The following is a 24,999-nucleotide window of genomic DNA, read 5'->3' on the forward strand; positions in this document are numbered from 1 at the left end:
GCTCGGATGGTGAAATTGGTAGACACGCTGGACTTAAAATCCAGTGAACAGCAATGTTCGTGCGGGTTCAAGTCCCGCTCTGAGTACTAAAACTTCAATTAGCTTTTTGCTAATTGAAGTTTTTTTTTGGATTAAATTGAGTTCAAACTCTAATTTTTATATTTTTACGATACTATTTTAATATTTGTAGACCATGCAAAATGTTTTTCTTAAAAAAGATTGTGATCAATTTATAAATAGACTTAATCAGCTTACAGATAATACACAGCCACTTTGGGGCAAAATGTCTATAGATCAGATGTTAGCGCATTGTAATGTTACTTATGAAATGGTTTATGATAACATTCATCCTAAGCCAAATGTTTTGATGAAGTTTCTTCTAAAAGTATTGGCTAAAAACAAAGTAGTAAGTGAAACTCCTTATCCAAGAAATCTTAGTACAGCTCCGCAATTTATTATTAAAGGAGATCGTGATTTTGAGCTAGAAAAAAACAGATTGATTGCCTATATTCAAAAAACGCAAGAATTAGGTGAAAAAGAGTTTGAAGGGAAAGAATCACTTTCTTTTGGTAAATTGTCTTCTAAAGAATGGAATAATATGTTTGCTAAACATTTAGACCATCATTTTTCTCAATTTGGTGTGTAATTTTTTTTAGCGATGAAAACGTATATAATTTTCTTTTTTCTTCTTTTGGGATTATCATCTAATGCTCAAAAACAAGAAGTACAAAAATGCATTGAATCTTTTTTTGAAGGGTTTCACCAGAGAGACTCAGCAAAGATTAAATTAGTTTGTGCAGATAAAATGATATTGCAATCAATTAGTGAAAGCGCTGTTAAAGGAAATAAGTTGTCTAATGAAAGCACTAAAGAATTTTATAAATCTATTGCTTCAATTCCTTTGAGTATGAAATTTCAAGAGAAAATATTAAGTTATAGTATTCAGATAGACGGAACTATGGCACATGTTTGGACTCCGTATGAATTTTATATCAATGAAAAATTAAACCACACAGGAGTGAATGCTTTCACATTATTTAAAGAAAAAGATTCTTGGAAGATTATTTATCTGATCGATACCAGAAGGAAATAGTTAGATTACTTCTGTATTATAGTAAAAGCAAATATCTGCTAATAAGCATTCAAGACATTTAGGTTTTGGTCTGCAGGTCTCTCTTCCAAGAAAAGAAATTGCCATTCCTATTTCAGACCAAATATTTTTAGGTAAAACCTGCATTAAGTCCTTTTCGACTTTGTTTCCGTCTTTACTTTCTTTTATAATTCCGATTCTTGGGGCAACACGAATAACGTGTAGGTCAGCGATAATTCCTTCAGCTGGTTTATTTGATTCTCTCAGAATAACATTCGCAGATTTTCTTCCAACACCTTTTAAGGCTGTTAATCCTGACATGGTTAATGGAATATTTGTGTCTTCTTTAATAGTTTTTGCAATATCTAGAATCCATTGTGCCTTTGTGGTATAATTTCGAACTTTAGTGATATGCGATGTAAAAGTTTCTATATCGGTTTCTGATATACTTTTTAATGTTGGATATTTTTCGAATAATTTGGGTGCTATATTATTTATATTAGCATCAGAATCTTGTGCAGAAAGAATTACCATAACAAGTAATTGATAGGTGTTTTGATATTCCAGAGGATGTTTCTTTCCTTTATACTTTTTTAAAATGGGTTTTAATTTTGTTTCCCAATCCGAAGTTTGTTCAAATAAATCCATTTTGTTTAAATTTAAGATTTTGAAAATTAGCGTTTTATAATTATAAATTTACGAATTTTGTATGAATTCAAGGATTTTTTTAATGACACTATGATTTCCTAAAATTTTTCTATGACCAAGACCTTCAGTTAAAAACAATGAGCTATTTTCAAGATTTTCATGAATATGCATTCCTGCCTTAACAGAAACTTCTGGATCATCTTTGTCATGCATTACCAAAACAGGAATCTTAACTTTTTGCGCAGCTTTATAAGCTGAAAAATCGTCCATTTTAACTTTATAAATATCTTCGAAATAATCTCTTAGATGATTGCTAATCTCTTTTTTTAATCCTAATTTAAAAATAAATTCATCCAAGATATCCTGAACAATATCGCCGCTTCCGATAATGATTGCCTTTTTTACTTGAAGACCATCTTTAAGAGAATTTAAAACAGACATTCCTCCCAAAGAATGCCCAATTGCAATTTCAAAAGGACCAAATTGATTTTCTATTTCTAAAATTGAAGCTATAAATTCAGACATTATAGTTGTAGTGCCTTTTGATTTTCCGTGAGCCGGAGCATCAAAGCTAGTTGTAGAATAACCATTTGCCAAAAGTTCATCGGCAATTTTAAAAAGTTGTGTTCCTCTTCCTGACCAGCCATGAACTAATAAAACTTTACGCTTACTTTGTCCGTACAAATAAGTAACTATGCTCTTATCAATAGCAGGAACGTAAATTAACTTTTGCTGACTTTTGGCGTCCATTTCCAATTCACGTTTTGGAACTTTATGCTTTATGGGTGTTGTAAATATTTTTGCTGCAAATTTTGTAACTAATTTTGTTGATATAAATGCGCAAATTTTCGCAGAAATTATAATAATCTTTGGAATTTTTAATGATTTAGTAGGATTAATTGCCTTTTTTGCCATTTCAATAAAACTGATTTAAAAGAAGGATTTTGCTTGTTTTTTTGCTAAATTTAAAAAGCATAAAAATAGTATATAATTGACTGCTTCTATCTATAATCATAAATTAATTTCTTAAATGGAAATATTTCATATTAGTGCAGAATGTTATCCCGTTGCAAAGGTTGGCGGTTTGGGAGATGTGGTTGGAGCATTGCCAAAATACCAGCAGTCTGCAGGGCATGATGTTAGAGTTGTAATTCCTTGCTACGACACAAAATTTAGAAATGAAAATGATTTCGAATGTGTGCATTTGGGAACCGTTAAATTAGGAAGTTTTAATTTTCCGTTCAGTGTTTTAAAGGAAACTACAGATAAACTCGGTTATGAACTGTATCTAATAGAAATTAATGAATTATTTAATCGTCCGAATGTTTATGGATACGAAGATGATATAGAAAGATTTTTGTCTTTTCAAATTGCTACACTTGATTGGATTATTGCGCGAAATAAAATTCCTGACATTATTAATTGCCATGATCATCACACAGGCGTTATTCCATTTTTATTGCAGTTTGCTTATAAATATGAAAGTTTAAAAGAGGTAAAAACCGCAATAACAATTCATAACGGTTTGTATCAGGGATGGTTTGGTTTTGATAAACTGTATTATCTGCCAGAATTTGATTTAAAACATGTTGGATTTTTAGAATGGAGTAATTCTATTAATTCTTTAGCTGTAGGAATTAAATGCGCAAATGCTGTGACTACAGTTTCTCCTAGTTATTTGAATGAAATTAATATTTCGGCAAATGGTTTAGAATCGTTGTTTAATTCTGTTCGAAATAAATCGAGAGGAATTTTAAATGGAATCGATATTGAAGTTTGGAATCCGATGACGGATGGAAGAATTGCTGGAAATTATTCAATTGAAGATTTTGAAACAGGAAAAAGAATAAACAAAGAAAAGTTGTGTGAAGAATTTGATTTAGATCCTACGAAACCATTATTTAGCTTCATTGGCAGATTGTTTGAGGAAAAAGGAGGCGATTTGCTTCCGCACGCTTCTGCTTTGGCTTTATCAGAACATTTTGAAGAAATTAATATTTTGGTTCTAGGTTCTGGAAATGCTGAAATTGAATCACAGTTGACTCAATTAAGGAATGATTATAAAGGAAATTACAATGTTTTTATAGGTTATAATGAAGATTTAGCGCATTTGATTTATGCGGGTTCAGATTATATTTTAATGCCTTCTAGGGTAGAACCTTGCGGATTGAATCAGATGTATGCGATGCGATACGGAACAATTCCGATAGTTAGAAGAACGGGAGGATTAAGAGATACGGTTATTGATTTTGGAGATGAAGGAAACGGGGTTTGTCATGATCAAGCTTCTGTGGCTGATATATGCTATTCAATAAATCGTGCTGTTAGGTTGTATGAGGATAAAATAAACTTCAATAAAGTTTTAAAAAGAGGAATGTCAGCAGATCATTCCTGGGAAAGAGTTTGCCAAGAATATATCGAAATATACAACTTAATAATTCAGCAAGATGAAATTTAAAAAGAAAAATGTAGTCGCCATTATTTTAGGAGGTGGACAAGGTTCACGTTTATTTCCATTAACAGAAACAAGATCAAAACCGGCAGTCCCGATTGGAGGAAAATATCGTTTGGTTGATATCCCGATTTCGAATTGCATCAATTCTGATATTTTTAAAATATTTGTTTTGACACAATTTAATTCGGCATCTCTAAATGCTCACATTAAAAACACTTTTAATTTCAGTATTTTTAGTCAGTCTTTTGTTGATATATTGGCAGCTGAACAAACTCCAGATAATCCAACTTGGTTTCAAGGTACGGCAGATGCTGTGAGACAATGTATGTCGCATTTTTTAAAACACGATTTCGATCACGCTTTAATTCTTTCAGGAGATCAATTATATCAAATGGATTTTAATGAAATGCTGGAAGCTCACATTGCCGCAGATGCTGAAATTTCTATTGCAACTTTGCCTGTAAATGCTAAAGATGCGCCGGAATTTGGCATTCTTAAAACCGATCATGAGAATAATATCCATGCTTTTATCGAAAAACCGCATGCTTCGTTATTGCCAGAATGGGAATCTGAAGTGAGTGAGCAAATGCAGGAAAAAGGCAAAAAATATCTAGCATCAATGGGGATTTATATTTTCAATAAATCATTGCTAGAAGAATTAATGGCAGATCAAGAAACAAAAGATTTTGGTAAAGAAATCATTCCGCAATCTGTCGGAAAACATAAAATACTGAGTTATCAATATGAAGGATATTGGACTGATATTGGAAATATTGAGTCATTTTTTGAGGCGAATATTGGTTTAACCGCAGATATTCCAGAGTTTAATTTGTTTGATAATGAAAATAAAATCTTTACAAGGCCAAGATTACTGCCGCCGTCTAAATTTAGAAATTCGATTATCAATCAATCTTTAATTTCTGAAGGCTGTATTATTAATGCCAAAGAAATAAAAAGTTCTGTAATTGGTATTCGTTCTAGAATTGGCGAAGGAACTGTTTTGGAAAATTGCTACGTTATGGGGAATGACTTTTATCAGGATCTTGACGAATTAAATCATGAAAGCAGTATTAATAAAATTCATGTCGGAATTGGCGAAAACTGCTTTATAAATAACGCTTTGATTGATAAAAATGTCCGTATTGGAAACAACGTTCATATTAGTGGCGGCAAACATTTAGATAATTTCACGAATGAATTGTACAGCATAAAAGATGGAATCGTAGTTATTAAAAAAGGAGTTACTCTTTCTGATAATTTTAGAATTGAATAAAATCTGAAAAAACAATATAAAAATTCCAAATTCCAATCGCCTTAAAGAACAAATATGAATAAAGTAATCCCACACTCTCTTTTTGCCGATTTTGATATAGATTTATTTAAAGCTGGAAAACACTTCAGATTATATGAAAAATTAGGTGCTCATTTAACTGAGGTGAACGGAGTTAAAGGCGTTTATTTTGCAGTTTGGGCTCCAACTGCACAGTCGGTTTCTGTTGTTGGCGATTTCAATTATTGGACTCAGGACGAACATAATCTAAATGTACGTTGGGATTCTTCTGGAATTTGGGAAGGATTTATTCCTGATATTTCAAAAGGAGCACTTTATAAGTATAAAATTCAATCCAATATAAATGGTGTAATTACCGAAAAAGCCGATCCCTTTGCTCTTTATTGTGAGAAACCGCCTCATACGGCATCTGTAGTTTGGGATTTGGATTATAAGTGGAAGGATGAAAATTGGATGCAAAAACGTCAGGATTATAATGCATTAGACAAGCCATATTCGGTTTATGAAGTACATTTAGGATCTTGGAAAAGAGCTGAACATAATCGTTTCTTGACTTATTTGGAACTTGCAGATGATTTAGTCAAATATGTAAAAGAAACTGGCTTTACGCATGTTGAGTTCATGCCAATTATGGAATATCCTTATGATCCTTCTTGGGGATATCAATTAACAGGTTATTTTGCACCCACTTCTCGTTTCGGAAAACCACAGGACTTTATGGTTTTGGTTGATAAATTGCATCAAGAAGGAATTGGAGTAATTTTAGATTGGGTTCCGTCTCATTTTCCTGATGATGCCCACGGATTAGGTTTTTTTGATGGTTCTCATTTGTACGAACATCCAGATCGAAGAAAAGGATATCATCCAGATTGGAAAAGCCTTGTTTTCAATTACGGAAGAAATGAAGTTCGAGCTTTTCTAATCAGTAACGCCGTTTTTTGGCTTCAAAATTATCACATCGACGGACTTAGAGTTGATGCTGTAGCTTCTATGCTTTATTTGGATTATTCTAGAAAAGATGGCGAATGGGAAGCTAATATTTTTGGAGGAAGAGAAAATCTGGACTCAATTAGTTTTCTTAAAGAATTTAATGAAGTAATTTATTCTAATTTTGATGGAGTTCAGACTATTGCAGAAGAAAGTACTTCGTTTCCAATGGTTTCGAGACCTACTTCTATAGGTGGTTTAGGTTTTGGAATGAAATGGATGATGGGGTGGATGCACGATACTTTAAAATATTTTCAAAAAGAAACGGTCTATAGAAAATATCATCAGAATGAATTGACTTTTTCGATGACTTATGCTTTTACTGAAAATTTTATGCTTCCGTTTTCACATGACGAAGTTGTGTATGGCAAAAATTCCCTTATTTATAAAATGCCTGGCGACGAATGGCAGCGTTTTGCAAATTTGAGATTGTTGTATGGCTATATGTTTACACATCCCGGAACAAAACTTTTGTTTATGGGAGCTGAATTTGGTCAAACTTCTGAGTGGAATTTTGAACAAAGTTTAGACTGGCATTTGCTGCAATATAACTTTCATTCAGGAGTAACAAGATTGATTACAGATTTGAATCAATTGTATAAATCGCAACCCGCATTGTACGAAAAACAATTTAGAGGCGATGGTTTTGAATGGATTAATTATTCAGATCACCAAAATGCGATTTTATCTTACATCCGAAAAGGGAATAATCCCGATGAGAATTTAATTGTGGTCTGTAATTTTACTCAAGTTGTTAGAGAGAATTATAGAATAGGTATTCCAAAAAAAGGAAAGTTGAAAGAGATTTTTAATAGCGATGCTGTAATTTATGGCGGAAGCGGTTTAGAAAATTCTAAATCATTAAAAATAGAAGCAATCGCTTATGATGGAAGAGATTTTTCTGTTGCATTAATTTTACCACCTTTAAGTGTTACTGTATATTCTTTGATTGAATAAAAAATCTTCAACTAAGATTTTGTCATTATATCGTTTTAAAATTATCAAATTGCTGATTTTTTGTTTTGTAATTTGAAACTCATTCAGAAAAAACGTTTTCGTTAATAAACCTTTTATTCATAGGGTGTTACGAACTTTTTTTGTATGTTTGAATAGAAGGAAAATGTTAAATTAATTCATTTGAGATATGATTACAAACACATCATTAGAATACAAAGGCGATTTATACCCATCAAAAATTGTCTCTTATGAACATGAAGGAGATTCTATTTTCTTTAACACCGACAACAAAGTAATTTTAAAAGTTACTATTCTTCGTGATAGTCTAATCCGATTTCGTTTTACTACAAAAGGATACTTTAGTAATGATTTCTCATATGCGATTGATAAAACCCAGCTTCATGGCTATAATTTTTTGGAACTTACCGAAGAAGAAACTTATTTTCAGATTAGAACAAGCAAAGTAAAATGTAAAATCCAAAAAGCAGATCTTCGTCTCTCCATTTATGATTTAAACGATTTTCTAATTCTAGAAGACGAACTTGGTTTTCATTGGGAAGAAAGCTATGAGTATGGAGGAAATATTGTAAAAATGAGCAAATACTCTAAAGACGGAGAGTGTTATTATGGTCTTGGAGATAAAGCGACTCAAATGAATCTGAAAGGCAAAAGAGTTGAAAATTTTGCTACAGATCAATATGCTTACCAAAAAGATCAGGAACCTTTATATAAAGTTGTTCCGTTTTACATTGGCTTGCACAACAAACAGTCTTACGGAATATTTTTTGACAATACTTTTAGAACTTTCTTCGATTTTTGTCAGGAAAGAAGAAATATTACCAGTTTTTGGGCAGAAGGCGGCGAAATGAACTATTATTTCATTTATGGCCCGCAAATGCAAGATGTTGTAACTACTTATACCGATTTAACTGGAAAACCAGAATTACCGCCACTTTGGGTTTTAGGCTATCATCAATGTAAATGGAGTTACTATCCAGAAAGTAAAGTAAAAGAAATCACTTCAAAATTTAGAGAGCTACAGATTCCGTGTGACGCCATTTATTTGGACATTGATTATATGGATGGCTTTCGATGTTTTACTTGGAATAAAAACTATTTTCCAGACCCAAAAAAAATGGTCGCTGAATTAGCCGAAGATGGTTTTAAAAGTGTTGTAATTATTGATCCCGGAATTAAAATTGACAAAGATTACTGGGTTTACAAGGAAGCTTTAGAAAAAGATTATTTCTGCAAAAGAGCCGACGGACCTTATATGAAGGGAAAAGTCTGGCCAGGTGAATGTAATTTTCCTGATTATACAAATCCCGCAGTTAGAGAATGGTGGGCTGGCTTATTTAAAGAATTAGTTTCAGAAATAGGAGTGAAGGGAGTTTGGAATGATATGAATGAACCTGCAGTAATGGAAGTTCCAAATAAAACATTTCCCATGGATGTCCGCCATTTTTACGATGGTAATCCTTGCAGTCATAGAAAAGCTCATAATATTTATGGAACGCAGATGGCAAGAGCAACTTATCATGGTGTGAAACGATTTGCTTATCCGAAACGTCCATTTGTAATAACGAGATCGGCTTATTCTGGAGCACAACGATATACTTCTTCTTGGACAGGGGATAATGTAGCAACTTGGGAACATTTATGGATTGCAAATATACAAGTGCAGAGAATGTCTATTTCTGGAATGGGATTTACTGGTTCTGACATTGGAGGATTTGCAGAACAGCCTTCAGGCGAGTTGTATGCTCGTTGGATTCAATTAGGCGTTTTTCATCCGTTTTGTAGAACACACTCTTCAGGAGATCACGGAAATCAAGAACCGTGGTCATTTGACGAAGAAGTGATTAATATCACTAGAAAGTTTGTCAGCCTTCGCTATCAATTACTTCCTTATTTATATACCATGTTTTGGCAATATATTGAAGAAGGAGTTCCAATGCTAAAACCATTAGTTTACTTTGATCAGGACGATACACAGACGCATTATCGTAATGATGAATTTATTTTCGGAAATCAAATTTTAGTATGCCCAATACTTGAACCTAACGCTGTAGGTAGACGTATGTATATTCCTAGAGGAGAATGGTATAACTATTGGACAAATGAGTTTTTTATTGGTGGAAGAGAAATCTGGATTGATAGTAAATTTGATGAGATTCCGGTTTTTGTAAAAGCTGGTGCTATTATTCCTAAATATCCGGTTCAGCAATATGTAGGCGAATTAGAATTTGATGAGCTTACACTTGATGTTTATTATAAAAACGGCAAAGAACAGTCGGCAGTTTATGAAGACGCCCAAGATGGTTATGATTATAAGAAGGGACGTTACAGCTATTTGTCACTGAGAAATATTGGGAAAGAAAAAGAGCTAATTATTCAGCTTCACAAAGAAGGAAAATACGAAACTCCGTATTCTAAGTATAAAATCAATTTAATAGGACTTCCATTTAAAGTTGCAGAAATTGAAATTGACAATGAAAAAATTGAATTTGATAAAATTAATTTTGATTTAAATAATTTCTTGATTGTTGATAAAGAGTTTAATGAGCTGCATATTATTGGAGATTAGTTAAATTTTGATATTTTTTTGCCGTAATGTATAAAACATTTTATCTTTTTTAATCGTATTTTTGTTACTAAAATAGCTCAAATTATGAAAAAGTATGTGTTTTTAGGAGTTTTTGGAGCACTTATGATGGGGTGTGCAACAAATCCAATTACTGGGAAACAAAACTTGAATTTTGTTTCAAATAGCGAATTATTTCCATCTTCTTTTCAGCAATATAGCCAGTTTTTAACTGAGAACAAAGTTATTACGGGAACAGCAGATGCAAAACTTGTGGAAACTGTAGGGTTTAAGATAAAAGCTGCTGCAGAAAAATATTTAAATTATTTAGGACAGACCCAATACTTGAAAGATTATCGCTGGGAGTATAAATTGGTTGATAATAAAGAAGTAAATGCGTGGTGTCTTCCAGGAGGTAAAATTGTAGTTTATTCTGGTATTTTGCCAGTTACGCAAAATGAGTCTGGATTGGCGACTGTGATGGGACATGAAGTTTCTCACGCTTTAGCAAACCATGGAGCACAAAGAATGTCTGCAGCACAATTACAGCAAATAGGGGGTGCAGCTTTAGGAGCGGCGACTAGCGGAAAATCTGAAGCAACACAACAAATATTTGCACAAGCATACGGAATTGGTTCTGAAGTAGGAGTTATGCTTCCATTTAGCAGAAGCAACGAAAGTGAAGCTGATAAAATTGGTTTGACTTTAATGGCAATCGCAGGTTACAATCCAGATGATGCTGTAGCATTTTGGAGCAGAATGGCTGCTAAATCTGGTGGGGCTTCTACACCTGAATTTATGAGTACCCACCCATCTGATGCAACAAGAATTGCAAACATCAAAGCTTTAATTCCAGAAGCAAAAGCAATTGCGCTTAAAGTAGGAACTATTAAATAAAATATATTTTTAGAATATTTAGAAAAGCTATTCATAAAGAATAGCTTTTTTGTTTATAATTTATTAATGAACGAATTAGATAATTTCTATCTGATTATGATAAAAATTAGATAAATTCGTAGCCTATTAACAAAACCATTTCTATGAAAAACCTACAAAAAGGAGATAAGAAGCTTTTAAATGCTTGGGCATTTTATGATTGGGCAAACTCTGTTTATACTTTGACAATTGCTTCTGCTGTTTTTCCAATTTTTTACGAAGCTTTATTCAGTGATCGTGATCATTACATCGATGTTTTCGGAATGCATCTTAAAAATTCGGCTTTAATTAGTTTTATTACTGCGGCTGCGTTTTTAGTAGTTTCCTTCATTTCTCCACTATTATCAGGAATTGCCGATTACGTAGGAAATAAAAAATCTTTCATGAAATTTTTCTGTTACATGGGAGCTTTATCATGTATGGGATTATATTGGTTTGATCTTGAAAACATTTATGTTGGATTAGCATTTTATTTCCTTGGATTATTAGGATATTGGGGAAGTTTGGTTTTCTATAATTCTTATCTTCCAGATATTGCTTTCGAGGAACAGCAAGATAGAATTAGTGCGAAAGGATATTCTTTAGGATATATAGGAAGTGTTCTTTTGTTGGGCATCAATTTATGGATGATAATGGGAGCTGAAAATGATATTGCAAGAATGGAAGCAATGCGTTATTCTTTCGTAATGGTAGGAGTATGGTGGATTTTATTTAGCCAATATACTTATTATTATTTGCCAAGAGGCAGTAAAGAAACAGGACAGAAACTAACAAAAGATGTTGTTTTTAATGGTTTCAAAGAATTAAAAAAGGTTTGGGGTTTATTAAATGACAATGTTCCTTTAAGAAGATATTTAGGAGGATTTTTCGTTTCCAGTATGGCAGTGCAAACTGTAATGTTGGTTGCTACTTATTTTGGAGCACAGGAAATTGAATGGTCATCAAAAGAAGAAAGTACAATAGGTTTAATATTTTGTATTTTATTAATTCAAATAGTAGCTGTTTTTGGCGCTCTTCTTACTTCAAGGGCTTCAGCGAAATGGGGGAATGTTCCCACTTTAATCTTTATTAATGGTATATGGGCCGTATTCTGTGCTATGGCTTATTTCATGACATTACCACTTCATTTTTATATTATGGCAACCATTGTTGGATTTGTAATGGGGGGTATTCAAGCTTTATCACGTTCGACTTATTCAAAACTATTACCAGAAACAGAAGATACAGCATCATTCTTTAGTTTTTATGATGTAGCGGAAAAAATAGGAATTGTAATCGGAATGTGTGTTTACGGAATTATTGATCAGATTACGGGAAGTCCACGTGCGGCTATTGTGATTTTAGCGATATTCTTTGTAACGTCAATTTTCCTTTTAAGAAGAGTACATAAAAAAGACGTTTCAAATTAATGAAACGTCTTTTGCAATAACCAATATCACGAATTGCAAGGATTGTTTGATTGATGATTTCTTTTGTAATTCGTGATATTTTTTTAGAAAATTAACCTTTTGTAATAGTTCCAGATCCAGAAACTTTTACATCTCTTTTCTCAGGATTTCCTATATATTTTATATTTCCAGAACCAGCAACTCTAGCTGTAATACTTTCGGCACAAGTTACTTTGCTATTTCCTGATCCAGAAACATTTGCTTCCACAACTTTAGATTTTAAGCTCGAAGCGTCAATATCACCAGAACCAGAAAGTTTAGTTGTAAGTTTGTCTGCAGTTCCTTTTAAATGAATATTTCCAGATCCGCTTACATGTAGTTCTAAGTTATTTGTATCAACTGGCAGATTGAAATTTCCTGAACCAGACAATTTTACTGCAAGGTTATCATTTTTGATTACGTCTTTCGACTGAATATCTCCTGAACCAGCTAAACTTAATTCAGAAATTTTTTCAAATGGAACGGTAACTTGAATTTTACCATTACTTGTACGGATTTGAGTGCCTTTTTCTACATAAATTTTTAGCGAATTATCTTCAACTTCAACTTTGATAACGGCTAATAAATTTTCTTCTCCTTTAAGGGTAATTTTTCCCTCTTTTCCTGATACTAAATCCACATCAAAAGAACCTGCTATTTTAATACCGTCGTAATCTCCAGTAGATCTTGTTTCGGTAACTATCTTTCCGTTACCTTGTACTTTGTTTTGCGCATTAACTGTGCTATTTGCAAAAAATGCAGCTAATGCTAATAGTAAAATTGACTTTTTCATTGTATTGATTTTTAGATGATTATTTTTTTGTTAACGAAATATTTCCATAGTTAGAATTGATATTAACTTTATTTTGGCCTTTTTTCTTGTAAAAACCTGCTATTCTTTTACTGTTACTTTTGACCTCAGAAACTGAAATTTCTAAAGAATTATCATGTTTAATGTTTGAATATCTCGCAGAAATGTCAAAGTCAAAAGCGTAGTTTGGAACATACCCAATTGTAATATCTGTATATCCTGAGTTTATTGTAATGTTTCCGGCTTTTTCAGTCACTGTTCCAATACTGATTTTACTGTAATTGGTATCATAACTAAAGTTGCTTGACACTTCTCCAATAATAAAAGTAAGATAATTTCCTGAACCGTTTAAGGAATTGATTTTTTGAAACTTAAACGTTCCATAATTACAATCTGCCTTAATGTTTTGACCGTCATTTAAATTGACGTCAGTATAGCTTGCATTTAGATTTAGATTGCCAGAATCATTAATTTTAAGATTCGAATATCTAGCGTCAATATTTCCTGCTTTTATATATTCTATACTTGAATTTTGACAATATTGAATCGAGATTTGATTATTAGATCCGTTTAGTTTTCCCAATGTAACTTTTCCGTATTTACACTCAATATCTGTAGAAGATTCTGCATTAGGAATAGAAATATTTCCGTATTTATTAGCTAGTTTAATTGTTCCGTTTTTCGGGATTTTAATCACATAGTTGATTTCAAAACTGTTATTACTTCCTTTGCTTTTAATATTTGAACTTCCTAATGATGTTACTGCGGTTACCATGCTTTTAAGAGCTGTGATATCTACATCAATGCTGTTTAAGCGTTCGTTAACCCAATTTTCGTTTGGGCCATTCACTTTTATCGTAATGTCAAGATCAATTTTATCTTCATCCCAGGTTGTTACAGTGATGTTTCCGTATTTGTTATCAACATCAATACCTGCATTCGAATTTACGATATACGTTTTTTTAATGTTTTTTTGTTTCGTTATAAAAGAGTCATCATTTGAAAACCCTAAGAAAGGAATCAAAAGAAATAAGATGAGTAAATTATAGTGTTTTTTCATTAGAGCTGTTTTTTAGTTTTTCGTTGTCTTCAATTCTTTTCAAAACGGTTTGTAAAAAAGAAATACGCGTTTGCAGATTACTAATCATTGCGTAAATAATCTGTTTATTTTCACCATTTTTCTGCAATTCATTGATGATTTTTTGATAATCAGCATCGAAGGTTTTCATCTGCTTCATTGCATCATTAATAATCTGCTGATTTTCTGGTGAGTTTTTCTCTTTCAATTTAACCAGTTCGTTGTCAATTAGAATATTGAAAATAGAATCGGTACGTTTAGTCTCTTTAGAAGCAAATTTGAATTCTTTTGGTTTTTCATTTTTATAAAAAAGAGATATTCCAAGCATCAATACAATCGAAGCGGCAATAGCAGTCACGAACCAATATCTTTTCTTAGGCTCTTTTTTGTTTAGTTTTTGAAGAAAATCCATCTGATGATCTGGATTTAATTCCTCAATATCCCATTGATTTTCAAATCTGTTGAATAATTCGTCTAAGTTGTCTTTTTCATTTTTCATAATTCCAATTCATTTTATATCTCTTCCAATTTTTTTCTCAAACTGTCTTTAGCTCTGCTCAAGGTTGTTCTGCAATTTGCGTATGTGATGTTTAAAATTTCGCAGATTTCTTCTTGATCGTAACCTTCAATGTAAAAAAGCGTAAGCACCATTCTGTAATTATCTTTCAGCTGTAGAATTGTATCTAATACCTGTTTTACTTTTAGAGAGTTTAAGTCAATATTTTCAGAAATTATTCCATCGTTTTCCTCGATTTTATAAAGCTGTTTACTTAAATCTTCTACTTGAAAAGAGTTGTTTTTCTTGTAAAAATCGATGCTATAATTGATGATTATTTTTTTTAACCATGCTCCAAAAGCCACTTCTTGTTTATAGTCATTGATTTTTGTAAAAGCTTTTAAGAAACCTTCCTGCATGACGTCTTGTGCAAAATGTTCGTCTTTTACAATACGAAAAGCCACGTTATACATCGCCGTACAATAGCGATTGTATATTTCAAATTGCGCTTTTTGATTGTTGCTTTTACAAAGCGTAATCAGTTCTTCGATATTTTGGTTGTTTTGACTCAAGTAATGGCTTTTGGTTTTTATAAAGGACTGTGCTTTTTTTGGTTTGTTACACTTTTATAAAATTAATTTTATTTTTTTTTAATCTTATCTGGTAGAAAGTGAAAATATAATTTTTTAGAACTGACTTCTTTTGCTTTTGGCATAATGATTGTCTATTTTTATGCCCTATCTTGTAATTGAAATACGAAACGTATTTTCAGTAAAAACTTCAATAAGCAATACTCCTTTTACAGGTAGCATAACAATTTTAATGACAAAACGACTTATATTTTATTATGTCAAACCATAAAATACTTACTATTGACAATCTGTCACTTCAAGAATTTGACTCAGAGGCAGAATTAATCCCTTTGTTGACGCCAGAAGACGAGGAGGAAATGAACAATGAAGAACTTCCTGTTTCGCTTCCAATTTTACCTTTACGAAATACTGTATTGTTTCCAGGAGTTGTTATTCCAATTTCTGCAGGAAGAGATAAGTCAATTAAATTAATTAATGATGCTAATGCTGGTGGAAAAATCATTGGTGTTGTATCTCAAATTAATGAAGAAGACGAAGATCCGTCAAAAGATGATATTCATAAAGTAGGAACTGTAGCGCGTATTTTGCGTGTGCTTAAAATGCCTGACGGAAACGTTACGGTTATTCTTCAAGGAAAAAAACGCTTCGAAATTGACGAAGTTGTTTCGGAAGAACCTTATATGACAGCAACCATCAAAGAAGTTGCTGAAGAACGCCCAGATGAAAATGACACTGAGTTTACAGCTATTTTGGATTCGGTAAAAGAATTGGCAATCCAGATTATTAAAGAAAGTCCAAATATTCCTTCGGAAGCTACTTTTGCGATTAAAAATATTGAAAGCCAGTCGTTTTTAATCAATTTTGTTTCTTCAAACATGAATTTATCCGTAAAAGAGAAACAAGGGCTTTTATCAATAAATGGATTAAAGGATCGTGCTTTAGAGACTTTACGTTACATGAATGTAGAACTTCAAAAATTAGAATTGAAGAACGATATTCAGTCAAAAGTTCGTTTTGATTTAGATCAGCAGCAAAGAGAGTATTTCCTTCATCAGCAAATGAAAACCATTCAAGAAGAATTGGGTGGCGTTTCTCAGGAAGAGGAAATGGACGAAATGGGGCAGAAGGCAAAAACTAAAAAATGGGACGAGAAAACTCAGAAACATTTTGAAAAAGAATTGTCTAAAATGCGTCGTATGAATCCGCAATCTCCAGATTTTGGAATTCAGCGTAACTATTTAGAGTTGTTTTTAGAATTGCCTTGGGGCGAATATTCTAAAGATAAATTCGATTTGAAACATGCGCAGAAAGTTTTAGATAAAGATCATTTTGGTCTTGATGAAGTAAAGAAAAGAATGATTGAACATTTGGCAGTTTTAAAATTGCGAAATGACATGAAATCACCAATTATATGTTTAACGGGGCCTCCTGGAGTAGGTAAAACTTCTATCGGCCGTTCTGTGGCAGAAGCCTTAGGAAGAGAATATGTTCGTATTTCTTTAGGAGGTTTACGTGATGAAGCGGAAATTCGCGGTCATAGAAAAACTTATATCGGAGCAATGCCGGGACGTATCATTCAGAGTTTGAAAAAAGCAGGAACATCAAACCCAGTCTTTATTTTAGACGAGATTGATAAATTGTCAAATAGCAATAGCGGTGATCCGTCTTCAGCTTTATTAGAGGTTTTAGATCCTGAACAAAACAATGCTTTCTATGATAATTTCCTTGAAATGGGATATGATTTGTCTAAAGTAATGTTTATTGCTACTTCAAATAATTTAGCAGCAATTCAGCCGGCTTTGCGTGACAGAATGGAAGTAATCAAAATGTCAGGCTACACCATTGAAGAAAAGGTTGAAATTGCAAAGAGGCATTTATTTCCAAAACAATTAGAAGCTCACGGTTTAACTGCAAAAGATTTGACTATTGGCAAAAAGCAATTAGAGAAAATCATTGAAGGTTATACAAGAGAATCTGGTGTTCGTAATCTAGAAACTAAAATTGCGCAGGTAATTAGAAATGCAGCAAAATCTGTTGCAATGGAAGAAGAGTACAACAAAAAAGTTACAGATGAAGATGTTGTAGCAATTTTAGGAGTGCCAAGATTAGAGCGTGATAAATATGAAAATAATGATGTTGCTGGTGTTGTAACAGGTTTAGCTTGGACAAGTGTTGGTGGAGATATTCTATTCATTGAATCTTTAATTTCTGAAGGAAAAGGGTCATTGACCATTACAGGAAATCTTGGAACAGTAATGAAAGAATCTGCTACAATTGCTTTAGAATACATTAAAGCAAATGCTAAGAAATTAGGTATTAGTACAGAGCTGTTCCAGAAATATAACATTCATTTGCACGTTCCAGAAGGAGCAACTCCAAAAGATGGACCAAGCGCTGGTATTGCAATGCTTACGTCATTAGTTTCGCTTTTAACTCAGAAAAAAGTAAAGAAAAGCTTGGCTATGACAGGAGAAATCACTCTTCGCGGAAAAGTGCTTCCAGTTGGCGGAATCAAAGAAAAAATCTTAGCTGCTAAAAGAGCTGGAATTAAAGAAATCATTCTTTGCCACGAAAACAAAAGCGATATTGATGAAATAAAAGCTGAATACTTAGAAGGTCTTTCTTTTCATTATGTAAAAGAAATGAGCGAAGTTTTAGCAATCGCTTTGACTGATCAAAAAGTTAAAAATGCTAAAGAATTAAAGTAAATTTTAAAAACTTTAAATTGTCAAATTCCAAATTCCAATTTTCTCATTGGGATTTGGAATTTTTTTATTTGACTTTATTTTAAGTGTTATATAATTTTATATTTGCAGTTGCGTTATTCCCCAATAGGTGCGCCAAAAACAAATGCTTAAAAAAGTTGTTTTATTTTCTGTGATCTTAATTTGTTCGTATTCTTTCGGACAAGTAGGAGGGCGCTACACCTATCAATTTTTAAATCTCACCACTTCGCCAAGACAGGCCGCATTAGGAGGAGATATAATTACGATATATGACGAAGACGTTAATCAGGCCATGTCGAATCCTGCGCTTATAAATGCAGATATGGACAATCATTTGGCATTAAACTACGGAAGTTATTACGGTGAAGCTTCATACGGTACCGCATCTTATGCCTATACTTACGATAGACATGTTCAGACTTTTTATGCTGGCGTTACTTACGTAAACTACGGCACATTTGAAGGTTATGACGAAAACGGTCAGGCAACTTCTAATTTTACAGGAAGCGAAGGTGCTTTATCACTTGGATATGCTTACAATGTTCCTTTTACAGACTTTTATATAGGGGCAAGTGCTAAATTGATAACTTCATCTCTTGAAAGCTATAATTCGATTGGTGGTGCAGTTGATTTGGGATTTCTCTATGTAAATGAAATGAATGACCTGAATTTTGCTCTTGTGTTTAGAAATATGGGAACGCAGTTTACGACGTATTCAGGAATTAAAGAAAATCTTCCATTTGAAATCGTAGCTGGTATCTCGCAAGAATTAGAACATGTGCCAATTCGCTGGCATCTTTCGTTAGAAAATTTGCAGCAATGGAACATCTCTTTTTCGAATCCCAATCGGGGAGAAACTAATATTGACGGAAGTACAAGTCCAGAAAAAGTTTCATTTGTAAATAATGCTTTGAGGCACGTAGCATTTGGAGTGGAGCTTTTTCCTAAAAAAGCATTCAATTTTCGTTTAGGGTATAATTTTAGAAGAGGCGAAGAATTAAGGGTAGAAGAACAGCGTAATTTTTCTGGAGTTTCGTTGGGTTTTGGTTTAAAAATGAATAAGTTAAAGTTTAATTATTCGTATTCTAGATATACATTGGCGGCCAATACAAGTCTTTTTGGCTTGACTTTAAATTTTCAATAATTGCATGAAGCTGTTCTATCTGCCTTTTTTTATAGCCATATAATAAAAGTTTTTGTTCTATAATTTATTCCTGATAAAACAAATAATTTAGATGCTTTATATAAAAATAAAGATGGCTACATTTGCATTAGTTTTGACTATTTATGACTTGAAACAGTCTTTAAAAGAATAAAAATTTAAAAATAAAAAATTGAAAAAAATTACCATTGCTATCGACGGATTTTCATCTACAGGAAAAAGTACTCTTGCAAAACAATTGGCAAAAGAACTAGAATATGTTTATGTAGATACTGGAGCGATGTATCGTGCAGTAGCCTATTTTGCTATGCGGCATAATTTAATTGGAGCAGATTTTTTTAAGAAAGAAGCTTTGATTGAAGCATTAGCCGATATTAAACTTGAATTTAGATTTAATGCAGATTTGGGTTTTGCTGAAATGTATTTAAATGGTGAAAATGTAGAGAAACAGATTAGAACTATCGAGGTTTCTAATTTTGTTAGCCAAGTAGCAACTGTTTCAGAAGTTCGTGCTAAATTGGTAGAACAGCAACAAGAAATGGGAACCAATAAAGCTATTGTTATGGATGGTAGAGATATTGGTACCGTAGTTTTTCCTAATGCAGAACTTAAAATTTTCATGACAGCCAGTGCAGAAACACGTGCGCAGAGACGCTTTGACGAGTTACAGCAAAAAGGCGATAATGTCTCTTATGAAGAAGTTTTAAAAAATGTTGTAGATAGAGATTATATGGATACACACCGCGAAGATTCTCCTTTGGTAATTGCAGATGATGCAATTGAGATTGATAATTCTTACTTAAATAAAGAGGAACAATTTGCAGCTGTTTTAGAATTAGTGAATGATGTTGTTAAAACAATATAATTTTTTGTAGATATTATTTTTAATGGTAGTTTTACCGCTTCATTTTTACTTTAAAGACAATTTCACTATATGGGAATTAAAAACAGGTTAATCTTTATGAGCTTTCTTCAATTTTTTGTTTGGGGAGCTTGGCTTATAACAATTGGAAATTATTGGTTTGGAACCAAAAATTGGGAAGGAACACAATTTGGTTTAGTATTTGGAACCATGGGAATTGCTTCTTTATTTATGCCTACATTAACCGGAATTATTGCCGACAGATGGGTAAACGCTGAAAAACTGTATGGAATTCTTCATATTTTATACGCAGCTGTTTTATTTGGAATTGCACAAGTGACAACGCCAGATACTTTTATTATAGTAATGCTTTTGGCAATGTGCTGTTATATGCCAACAATTGCTTTGAGTAATTCTATTTCTTATACTTCGCTTAAATTAAACAACAAAAACATTGTAAAAGATTTTCCGCCAATTCGCGTTTGGGGAACAATTGGTTTTATTGTTGCAATGTGGATTACAAATTTAAGTGGAAGTAAAGCGACTGAATATCAGTTTTATATTGCTGGAATAGGTGCGTTAATTCTTGGAATTTACGCTTTTACATTGCCAAAATGTGAGCCACAGCGTTTGATTAAAGAAAATGCAACATGGATTGAAACTTTTGGTTTAGAATCATTTAAGCTTTTTGCAAACTACAAAATGGCTCTTTTCTTTGTTTTTTCTATGTTTTTAGGGGGAGCGCTTCAGTTAACAAATGCTTATGGAGATGTATTTTTGGATGAATTTAAACATTTTCCAAAATATGCAGATTCATTTGTAATTCAATATTCGACTATTATTATGTCAATTTCTCAGGTTTCTGAGACATTGTTTATTCTTGCAATTCCGTTTTTCTTAAGACGTTTCGGAATCAAACAAGTTATGTTGATCAGTATGTTGGCTTGGGTTTTACGTTTCGGATTATTTGCTTTTGGAGATCCTGTAAATGGTTTATGGATGATTATCCTTTCTTGTATCGTTTACGGAATGGCATTTGATTTCTTTAATATTTCAGGTTCGCTATTCGTAGAAAGTAATACAGATTCTAAAATTCGTTCTTCTGCGCAAGGATTATTCATGATGATGACAAATGGAGTAGGAGCAGTCTTAGGAAGTTTGACTTCTGGTTGGGCAATTGATCGTTTCTTTACAAAATCGTTTGCTAATACAACTGAGTTAGCTGGATTTTTACAAACAGACGCCTCTAATGAAAAGATGGTAGAATTTGTAAAGAGCCAAGGAAACTCAATTTCTACAGATGGAATTTTTACAAATCCAGTTTTAATGAAAGATTGGCACACTATCTGGCTCTCGTTTGCGCTTTATGCTTTGGTAATTGCTATTGCTTTTGCTATTTTATTTAAGCATAAACATGACCCGAAGGAGATTGAGAATTTGAGTCATTAATGATTTTTATAAAAAATATTTGAATCCTATTTTCTCTTTTGAAAATAGGATTTTTTTTAGCCTATTCTATTGAAATAAAAAGAATAACTTAGTGTTGATTTTTAATACTTTAATAGATATGAAACTAAAGATAGTAGTTTTGTTTTTGATCGGGACTTTTAGTTTTGCTCAAACCAAAGTTTTATATGATAAAAGCGTAGAGGCTTATAAAAGCAAAGATTATGTTTTGTTTTTGAAGTTGGCTAAACAATTAGATAGTATTCGCCCGATGCATCCTGCTTTTTCTTATAATCTTGCGGCTGCGTATTCTTTAAATAATAAAAATGTAGAAGCTATAGCAGTTTTGAAGAATGTGATTCTGGCAAATAACACAATCGCTTTTAACGATGATCCAGATTTTGAATCAATTAAAAAGGATAAAAGTTATAATGAATTATTACAATTGATTGCTTCTCAATCTAAAATAATTAAAAACTCTGTTGAAAAACTTCAACTTTTAGAAAAAGATCTACATCCTGAAGGATTGTTTTATTTAGAAAAAGAAAAACTTTGGCTGTCATCCAGTGTTCGGAATAAAAAGATCGTTTCTTTTGATATTAATGGTAAATGTTCAGACTGGTTTATAGATGCTTCGTATTCTGTTTTTGCTTTAAAAGCAGATGCTAGTCAAAAATATCTCTATGTGGCATGTTCGGCAATTCCAGAAATGAAAGGTTTTGCTAAAGAAATGGAAGGGAAAAGCGAAATTTTAAAAATAGAAATTGCTTCAAAAAAACTAATTAAACAGTATGCGATTGAAGGGAATCATGTTTTTGGCGATATTTTGGTGGCTAAAAATGATGATGTTTATATTTCTGATAGTGCTGAACCGATTATATATAAAATTGAAAATGATAACTTAGTTCAATGGAAAAATTTAAAAAAAGAAGCCTTTAATTTACAGGGAATTGCTTTTAATGATGATGAGTCAAAATTGTTTATTGCAGATTATTTAAAAGGAATTTTGGTTGTTGAATTAAAAACTAAAGTCGGATATTGGTTAGATTTTCCAAAAGAAATTTCTAAAAAAGGAATCGATGGATTGGTGTTTTATAAAAACTCACTAATTGCAATTGAGAATGGAGTCGTGCCTATTAGAATTATGGAATATAAACTGAATGAACAGCAAACTAAAATAATTGATTTTAAAGTCTTAGATAATAATAGGCAAGAATTTAACGAGCCTGCTTTAGCAGTATTAGTTCACAATAAAATGTTTTTTTTTGCTAATTCTCCTTGGAAATTTTATGATAAACATTTTCAACTGGATGAAAATAAATTCGAAAATCCAAAATTGTTTGAACTTGATTTAGAGAATTCTTTATTTAGGTAACTGACAATACATAACTTCTTTTTAAAACATATAAATAATTGCTTGATAATCATTTGAATTTATTTTGTAAGTACAAATATTTGTAGTAATTTTGCAAACCTTTTGGCAGAGAAGAGTTTCCTTTAGGTATCAACCATTTATGTAAAACAACTTCTGTATTTTCTATCGCATAGAGAAACTCGAGAAAAACAGAATACAAATTTTTTTATCAGCATGTCTGAACAAACAAAATCACAAGAAGAGTTTTTAGCAAATTTTAACTGGCACAACTTCCAAGAAGGAATCGATGCAGTAGATGAAAAAAACTTACAAGAGTTTGAAGAACTAGTATCAAAAACTTTCATCGCTACAGATCAAGAAGAAGTAGTTGAAGGAGTTGTAGTTAGAATTACAGATAGAGACGTTATAGTTGATATCAATGCTAAATCTGAAGGTGTTATTTCTTTAAACGAATTTCGTTACAACCCAAACTTAAAAGTAGGTGACAAAGTAGAAGTATTAATCGACATCCGTGAGGATAAAACAGGTCAATTAGTATTATCTCACAGAAAAGCACGTACTATCAAATCTTGGGATAGAGTTATTGCAGCTAATGAAACTGGAGAAATCGTTAACGGTTTTGTTAAATGTAGAACTAAAGGAGGTATGATTGTTGACGTATTCGGAATCGAAGCGTTCTTACCTGGATCTCAAATTGACGTTAAGCCAATTAGAGACTACGATGTATATGTAAACAAAATGATGGAATTCAAAGTGGTAAAAATCAACCACGAATTCAAAAACGTTGTTGTATCTCATAAAGCTCTTATCGAGGCTGATATTGAAGTACAGAAAAAAGAAATCATCGGTCAATTACAAAAAGGACAAGTATTAGAAGGTGTTGTTAAAAACATTACTTCTTATGGTGTGTTCATTGACTTAGGTGGTGTTGACGGATTAATTCACATTACTGACCTTTCTTGGAGCAGAATCAACCACCCAAGTGAAGTTCTTGAATTAGACCAAAAATTAAACGTTGTAATCCTTGATTTCGATGATGAGAAAACAAGAATTCAATTAGGATTGAAACAATTAAACGCTCACCCATGGGATGCTTTAGATGCTAACTTAACTGTTGGAGATAAAGTAAAAGGTAAAGTAGTTGTAATCGCTGATTACGGTGCATTTATCGAAGTTGCTGAAGGTGTTGAAGGTTTAATCCACGTTTCTGAAATGTCATGGTCAACTCACTTACGTTCTGCTCAGGACTTCGTGAAAGTTGGAGATGTTGTTGAAGCAGTTATCTTAACTCTAGACAGAGAAGATCGTAAGATGTCATTAGGTATCAAACAATTGACTCAAGATCCATGGACTGACATTACTTCTAAATACCCAGTAGGTTCTAAACATACAGGTATCGTTAGAAACTTTACAAACTTTGGTATTTTCGTAGAATTAGAAGAAGGAATTGATGGATTAATCTACATCTCTGACTTATCTTGGACTAAGAAAATTAAACACCCATCTGAGTTTGTAAACGTTGGTGAAAAACTTGATGTTGTTGTATTAGAATTAGATGTTGAAGGACGTAAATTATCTTTAGGTCACAAACAAACTACTGCTAATCCTTGGGATCAATACGAAGATTCTTTCGCTGTAGGAACTATCCACAACGGTGAGATTTCTGAAATCGTTGACAAAGGAGCTACTGTAGAATTCGGAGATGATATCGTTGCTTTCATTCCTACTCGTCACCTTGAAAAAGAAGACGGAAAGAAATTGAAAAAAGGTGATACAGCTGATTTCAAAGTAATTGAATTCAATAAAGAATTCAAAAGAGTTGTTGCTTCTCATACTGCTATCTTCAGAGAAGAAGAAGAGAAAAATGTGAAAGCTGCTGCTGAAACTACTGCATCTGCATCTACAAACGCACCAGCTGCGACTTTAGGTGATAACAATGATGTATTAGCTGCTTTAAAAGCTAAAATGGAAAAAACTGAGAAAAAATAATTTTTAGTTTTTTATAAATAGAAAGTCCCACAGTAATGTGGGACTTTTTTTGTTTGATACTTTTTGTTTTAAGAAGTTTTAACAAA

21 protein-coding genes and 1 tRNA gene are annotated in these 24,999 nt (G+C 32.4%); 16 read left to right on the plus strand and 6 right to left on the minus strand.

What is annotated here, in order from left to right; all coding sequences use genetic code 11:
- The 3 genes from ABXT06_RS19465 (at position 1) to ABXT06_RS19475 (ending at position 1,093) form a co-directional block, all read left to right on the plus strand.
- A tRNA-Leu gene (locus ABXT06_RS19465) sits at positions 1–86 on the plus strand.
- 107 nt (positions 87–193) lie between these two features.
- Positions 194–646: a DUF1569 domain-containing protein gene (locus ABXT06_RS19470; protein ID WP_354592234.1), complete on the plus strand. Its 453-nt coding sequence runs from the start codon at positions 194–196 to the stop codon at positions 644–646.
- 12 nt (positions 647–658) lie between these two features.
- Positions 659–1,093, plus strand: a complete 435-nt coding sequence (locus ABXT06_RS19475) for a nuclear transport factor 2 family protein (protein ID WP_354592235.1) — start codon at positions 659–661, stop codon at positions 1,091–1,093.
- On the opposite strand, the gene ABXT06_RS19480 is transcribed toward ABXT06_RS19475, so the two are convergent.
- The gene (locus ABXT06_RS19480) at positions 1,094–1,738 is read right to left on the minus strand and encodes an endonuclease III domain-containing protein (protein ID WP_354592236.1); all 645 of its coding nucleotides are present in this window, start codon (positions 1,736–1,738) and stop codon (positions 1,094–1,096) included. It lies immediately after the preceding gene.
- A gap of 48 nt (positions 1,739–1,786) precedes the next feature.
- Entirely contained in the window at positions 1,787–2,488 is a 702-nt protein-coding gene (locus ABXT06_RS19485; protein ID WP_354592237.1) for an alpha/beta hydrolase, read from the minus strand.
- A gap of 31 nt (positions 2,489–2,519) precedes the next feature.
- On the opposite strand from ABXT06_RS19485, the gene ABXT06_RS19490 reads away from it, so the two are divergent.
- The 7 genes from ABXT06_RS19490 (at position 2,520) to ABXT06_RS19520 (ending at position 12,357) form a co-directional block, all read left to right on the plus strand.
- Complete coding sequence (locus ABXT06_RS19490; protein ID WP_354592238.1) at positions 2,520–2,672, plus strand: hypothetical protein; 153 nt, start codon at positions 2,520–2,522, stop codon at positions 2,670–2,672.
- A 96-nt stretch (positions 2,673–2,768) separates the two neighbouring features.
- On the plus strand, positions 2,769–4,196 hold the full coding sequence (locus ABXT06_RS19495; protein ID WP_354592239.1) for a glycogen synthase: 1,428 nt from the start codon (positions 2,769–2,771) through the stop codon (positions 4,194–4,196).
- Positions 4,186–5,466, plus strand: coding sequence for a glucose-1-phosphate adenylyltransferase (locus ABXT06_RS19500; RefSeq protein ID WP_354592240.1), 1,281 nt, complete (start codon positions 4,186–4,188; stop codon positions 5,464–5,466). The genes ABXT06_RS19495 and ABXT06_RS19500 overlap by 11 nt, the downstream gene beginning before the upstream one ends.
- Before the next feature lie 54 nt (positions 5,467–5,520).
- On the plus strand, positions 5,521–7,428 hold the full coding sequence (gene glgB / locus ABXT06_RS19505) for a 1,4-alpha-glucan branching protein GlgB (protein WP_354592241.1): 1,908 nt from the start codon (positions 5,521–5,523) through the stop codon (positions 7,426–7,428).
- A 187-nt stretch (positions 7,429–7,615) separates the two neighbouring features.
- Positions 7,616–10,015 carry a glycoside hydrolase family 31 protein gene (locus ABXT06_RS19510; protein ID WP_354592242.1) on the plus strand — a complete coding sequence of 800 codons (2,400 nt, stop codon included), beginning with the start codon at positions 7,616–7,618 and terminating at the stop codon, positions 10,013–10,015.
- Between the two features lie 84 nt (positions 10,016–10,099).
- Entirely contained in the window at positions 10,100–10,909 is an 810-nt protein-coding gene (locus ABXT06_RS19515) for a M48 family metallopeptidase (protein WP_111425020.1), read from the plus strand.
- Positions 10,910–11,052: 143 nt separating this feature from the next.
- Positions 11,053–12,357 (plus strand): MFS transporter, encoded by a 1,305-nt coding sequence (locus tag ABXT06_RS19520; RefSeq protein ID WP_354592243.1) that lies wholly within the window; start codon positions 11,053–11,055, stop codon positions 12,355–12,357.
- A gap of 91 nt (positions 12,358–12,448) precedes the next feature.
- On the opposite strand, the gene ABXT06_RS19525 is transcribed toward ABXT06_RS19520, so the two are convergent.
- Genes ABXT06_RS19525 through ABXT06_RS19540 form a run of 4 tightly spaced genes read right to left on the minus strand, consistent with a single transcriptional unit; the run spans position 12,449 to position 15,332 of the window.
- Entirely contained in the window at positions 12,449–13,168 is a 720-nt protein-coding gene (locus ABXT06_RS19525) for a head GIN domain-containing protein (RefSeq protein WP_354592244.1), read from the minus strand.
- Positions 13,169–13,187: 19 nt separating this feature from the next.
- Positions 13,188–14,246 carry a hypothetical protein gene (locus ABXT06_RS19530; protein ID WP_354592245.1) on the minus strand — a complete coding sequence of 353 codons (1,059 nt, stop codon included), beginning with the start codon at positions 14,244–14,246 and terminating at the stop codon, positions 13,188–13,190.
- Positions 14,230–14,763: an anti-sigma factor gene (locus tag ABXT06_RS19535; protein ID WP_354592246.1), complete on the minus strand. Its 534-nt coding sequence runs from the start codon at positions 14,761–14,763 to the stop codon at positions 14,230–14,232. Before ABXT06_RS19535 ends, ABXT06_RS19530 begins: the two co-directional genes overlap by 17 nt.
- Positions 14,764–14,777: 14 nt before the next feature.
- A complete protein-coding gene (locus ABXT06_RS19540; protein ID WP_354592247.1) occupies positions 14,778–15,332 on the minus strand; it encodes an RNA polymerase sigma factor in 555 nt (184 codons plus the stop codon).
- Between the two features lie 275 nt (positions 15,333–15,607).
- Between ABXT06_RS19540 and lon the strand changes: the two genes are divergently transcribed.
- From lon to rpsA, 6 genes are all read left to right on the plus strand, one after another.
- Entirely contained in the window at positions 15,608–18,061 is a 2,454-nt protein-coding gene (gene lon, locus ABXT06_RS19545; protein WP_354592248.1) for an endopeptidase La, read from the plus strand.
- 142 nt (positions 18,062–18,203) lie between these two features.
- Positions 18,204–19,223, plus strand: a complete 1,020-nt coding sequence (porQ, locus tag ABXT06_RS19550) for a type IX secretion system protein PorQ (protein WP_354592249.1) — start codon at positions 18,204–18,206, stop codon at positions 19,221–19,223.
- A gap of 190 nt (positions 19,224–19,413) precedes the next feature.
- Complete coding sequence (gene cmk, locus ABXT06_RS19555) at positions 19,414–20,106, plus strand: (d)CMP kinase (RefSeq protein ID WP_354592250.1); 693 nt, start codon at positions 19,414–19,416, stop codon at positions 20,104–20,106.
- 69 nt (positions 20,107–20,175) lie between these two features.
- Complete coding sequence (locus tag ABXT06_RS19560; protein WP_354592251.1) at positions 20,176–21,552, plus strand: nucleoside permease; 1,377 nt, start codon at positions 20,176–20,178, stop codon at positions 21,550–21,552.
- Positions 21,553–21,670: 118 nt separating this feature from the next.
- On the plus strand, positions 21,671–22,924 hold the full coding sequence (locus tag ABXT06_RS19565; RefSeq protein ID WP_354592252.1) for a TPR end-of-group domain-containing protein: 1,254 nt from the start codon (positions 21,671–21,673) through the stop codon (positions 22,922–22,924).
- Positions 22,925–23,137: 213 nt separating this feature from the next.
- Positions 23,138–24,913, plus strand: a complete 1,776-nt coding sequence (gene rpsA / locus ABXT06_RS19570; RefSeq protein ID WP_012024823.1) for a 30S ribosomal protein S1 — start codon at positions 23,138–23,140, stop codon at positions 24,911–24,913.
- Positions 24,914–24,999: the final 86 nt, after the last annotated feature.

Source organism: Flavobacterium sp. UW10123, assembly GCF_040538975.1.
Classification (GTDB): domain Bacteria; phylum Bacteroidota; class Bacteroidia; order Flavobacteriales; family Flavobacteriaceae; genus Flavobacterium.

Excerpts from the sequence above, each read along its gene's own strand:
- ABXT06_RS19560 (WP_354592251.1), top strand. The coding sequence starts at position 20,176 with ATGGGAATTAAAAACAGGTTAATCTTTATGAGCTTTCTTCAATTTTTT.
- ABXT06_RS19480 (WP_354592236.1), bottom strand. The coding sequence starts at position 1,738 with ATGGATTTATTTGAACAAACTTCGGATTGGGAAACAAAATTAAAACCC.
- ABXT06_RS19495 (WP_354592239.1), top strand. The coding sequence starts at position 2,769 with ATGGAAATATTTCATATTAGTGCAGAATGTTATCCCGTTGCAAAGGTT.
- ABXT06_RS19530 (WP_354592245.1), bottom strand. The coding sequence starts at position 14,246 with ATGAAAAAACACTATAATTTACTCATCTTATTTCTTTTGATTCCTTTC.
- ABXT06_RS19525 (WP_354592244.1), bottom strand. The coding sequence starts at position 13,168 with ATGAAAAAGTCAATTTTACTATTAGCATTAGCTGCATTTTTTGCAAAT.
- ABXT06_RS19490 (WP_354592238.1), top strand. The coding sequence starts at position 2,520 with ATGGGTGTTGTAAATATTTTTGCTGCAAATTTTGTAACTAATTTTGTT.
- porQ (WP_354592249.1), top strand. The coding sequence starts at position 18,204 with ATGCTTAAAAAAGTTGTTTTATTTTCTGTGATCTTAATTTGTTCGTAT.
- ABXT06_RS19515 (WP_111425020.1), top strand. The coding sequence starts at position 10,100 with ATGAAAAAGTATGTGTTTTTAGGAGTTTTTGGAGCACTTATGATGGGG.
- ABXT06_RS19475 (WP_354592235.1), top strand. The coding sequence starts at position 659 with ATGAAAACGTATATAATTTTCTTTTTTCTTCTTTTGGGATTATCATCT.
- glgB (WP_354592241.1), top strand. The coding sequence starts at position 5,521 with ATGAATAAAGTAATCCCACACTCTCTTTTTGCCGATTTTGATATAGAT.
- ABXT06_RS19520 (WP_354592243.1), top strand. The coding sequence starts at position 11,053 with ATGAAAAACCTACAAAAAGGAGATAAGAAGCTTTTAAATGCTTGGGCA.
- ABXT06_RS19485 (WP_354592237.1), bottom strand. The coding sequence starts at position 2,488 with ATGGACGCCAAAAGTCAGCAAAAGTTAATTTACGTTCCTGCTATTGAT.
- rpsA (WP_012024823.1), top strand. The coding sequence starts at position 23,138 with ATGTCTGAACAAACAAAATCACAAGAAGAGTTTTTAGCAAATTTTAAC.
- ABXT06_RS19510 (WP_354592242.1), top strand. The coding sequence starts at position 7,616 with ATGATTACAAACACATCATTAGAATACAAAGGCGATTTATACCCATCA.
- ABXT06_RS19565 (WP_354592252.1), top strand. The coding sequence starts at position 21,671 with ATGAAACTAAAGATAGTAGTTTTGTTTTTGATCGGGACTTTTAGTTTT.
- ABXT06_RS19500 (WP_354592240.1), top strand. The coding sequence starts at position 4,186 with ATGAAATTTAAAAAGAAAAATGTAGTCGCCATTATTTTAGGAGGTGGA.
- ABXT06_RS19535 (WP_354592246.1), bottom strand. The coding sequence starts at position 14,763 with ATGAAAAATGAAAAAGACAACTTAGACGAATTATTCAACAGATTTGAA.
- lon (WP_354592248.1), top strand. The coding sequence starts at position 15,608 with ATGTCAAACCATAAAATACTTACTATTGACAATCTGTCACTTCAAGAA.
- ABXT06_RS19470 (WP_354592234.1), top strand. The coding sequence starts at position 194 with ATGCAAAATGTTTTTCTTAAAAAAGATTGTGATCAATTTATAAATAGA.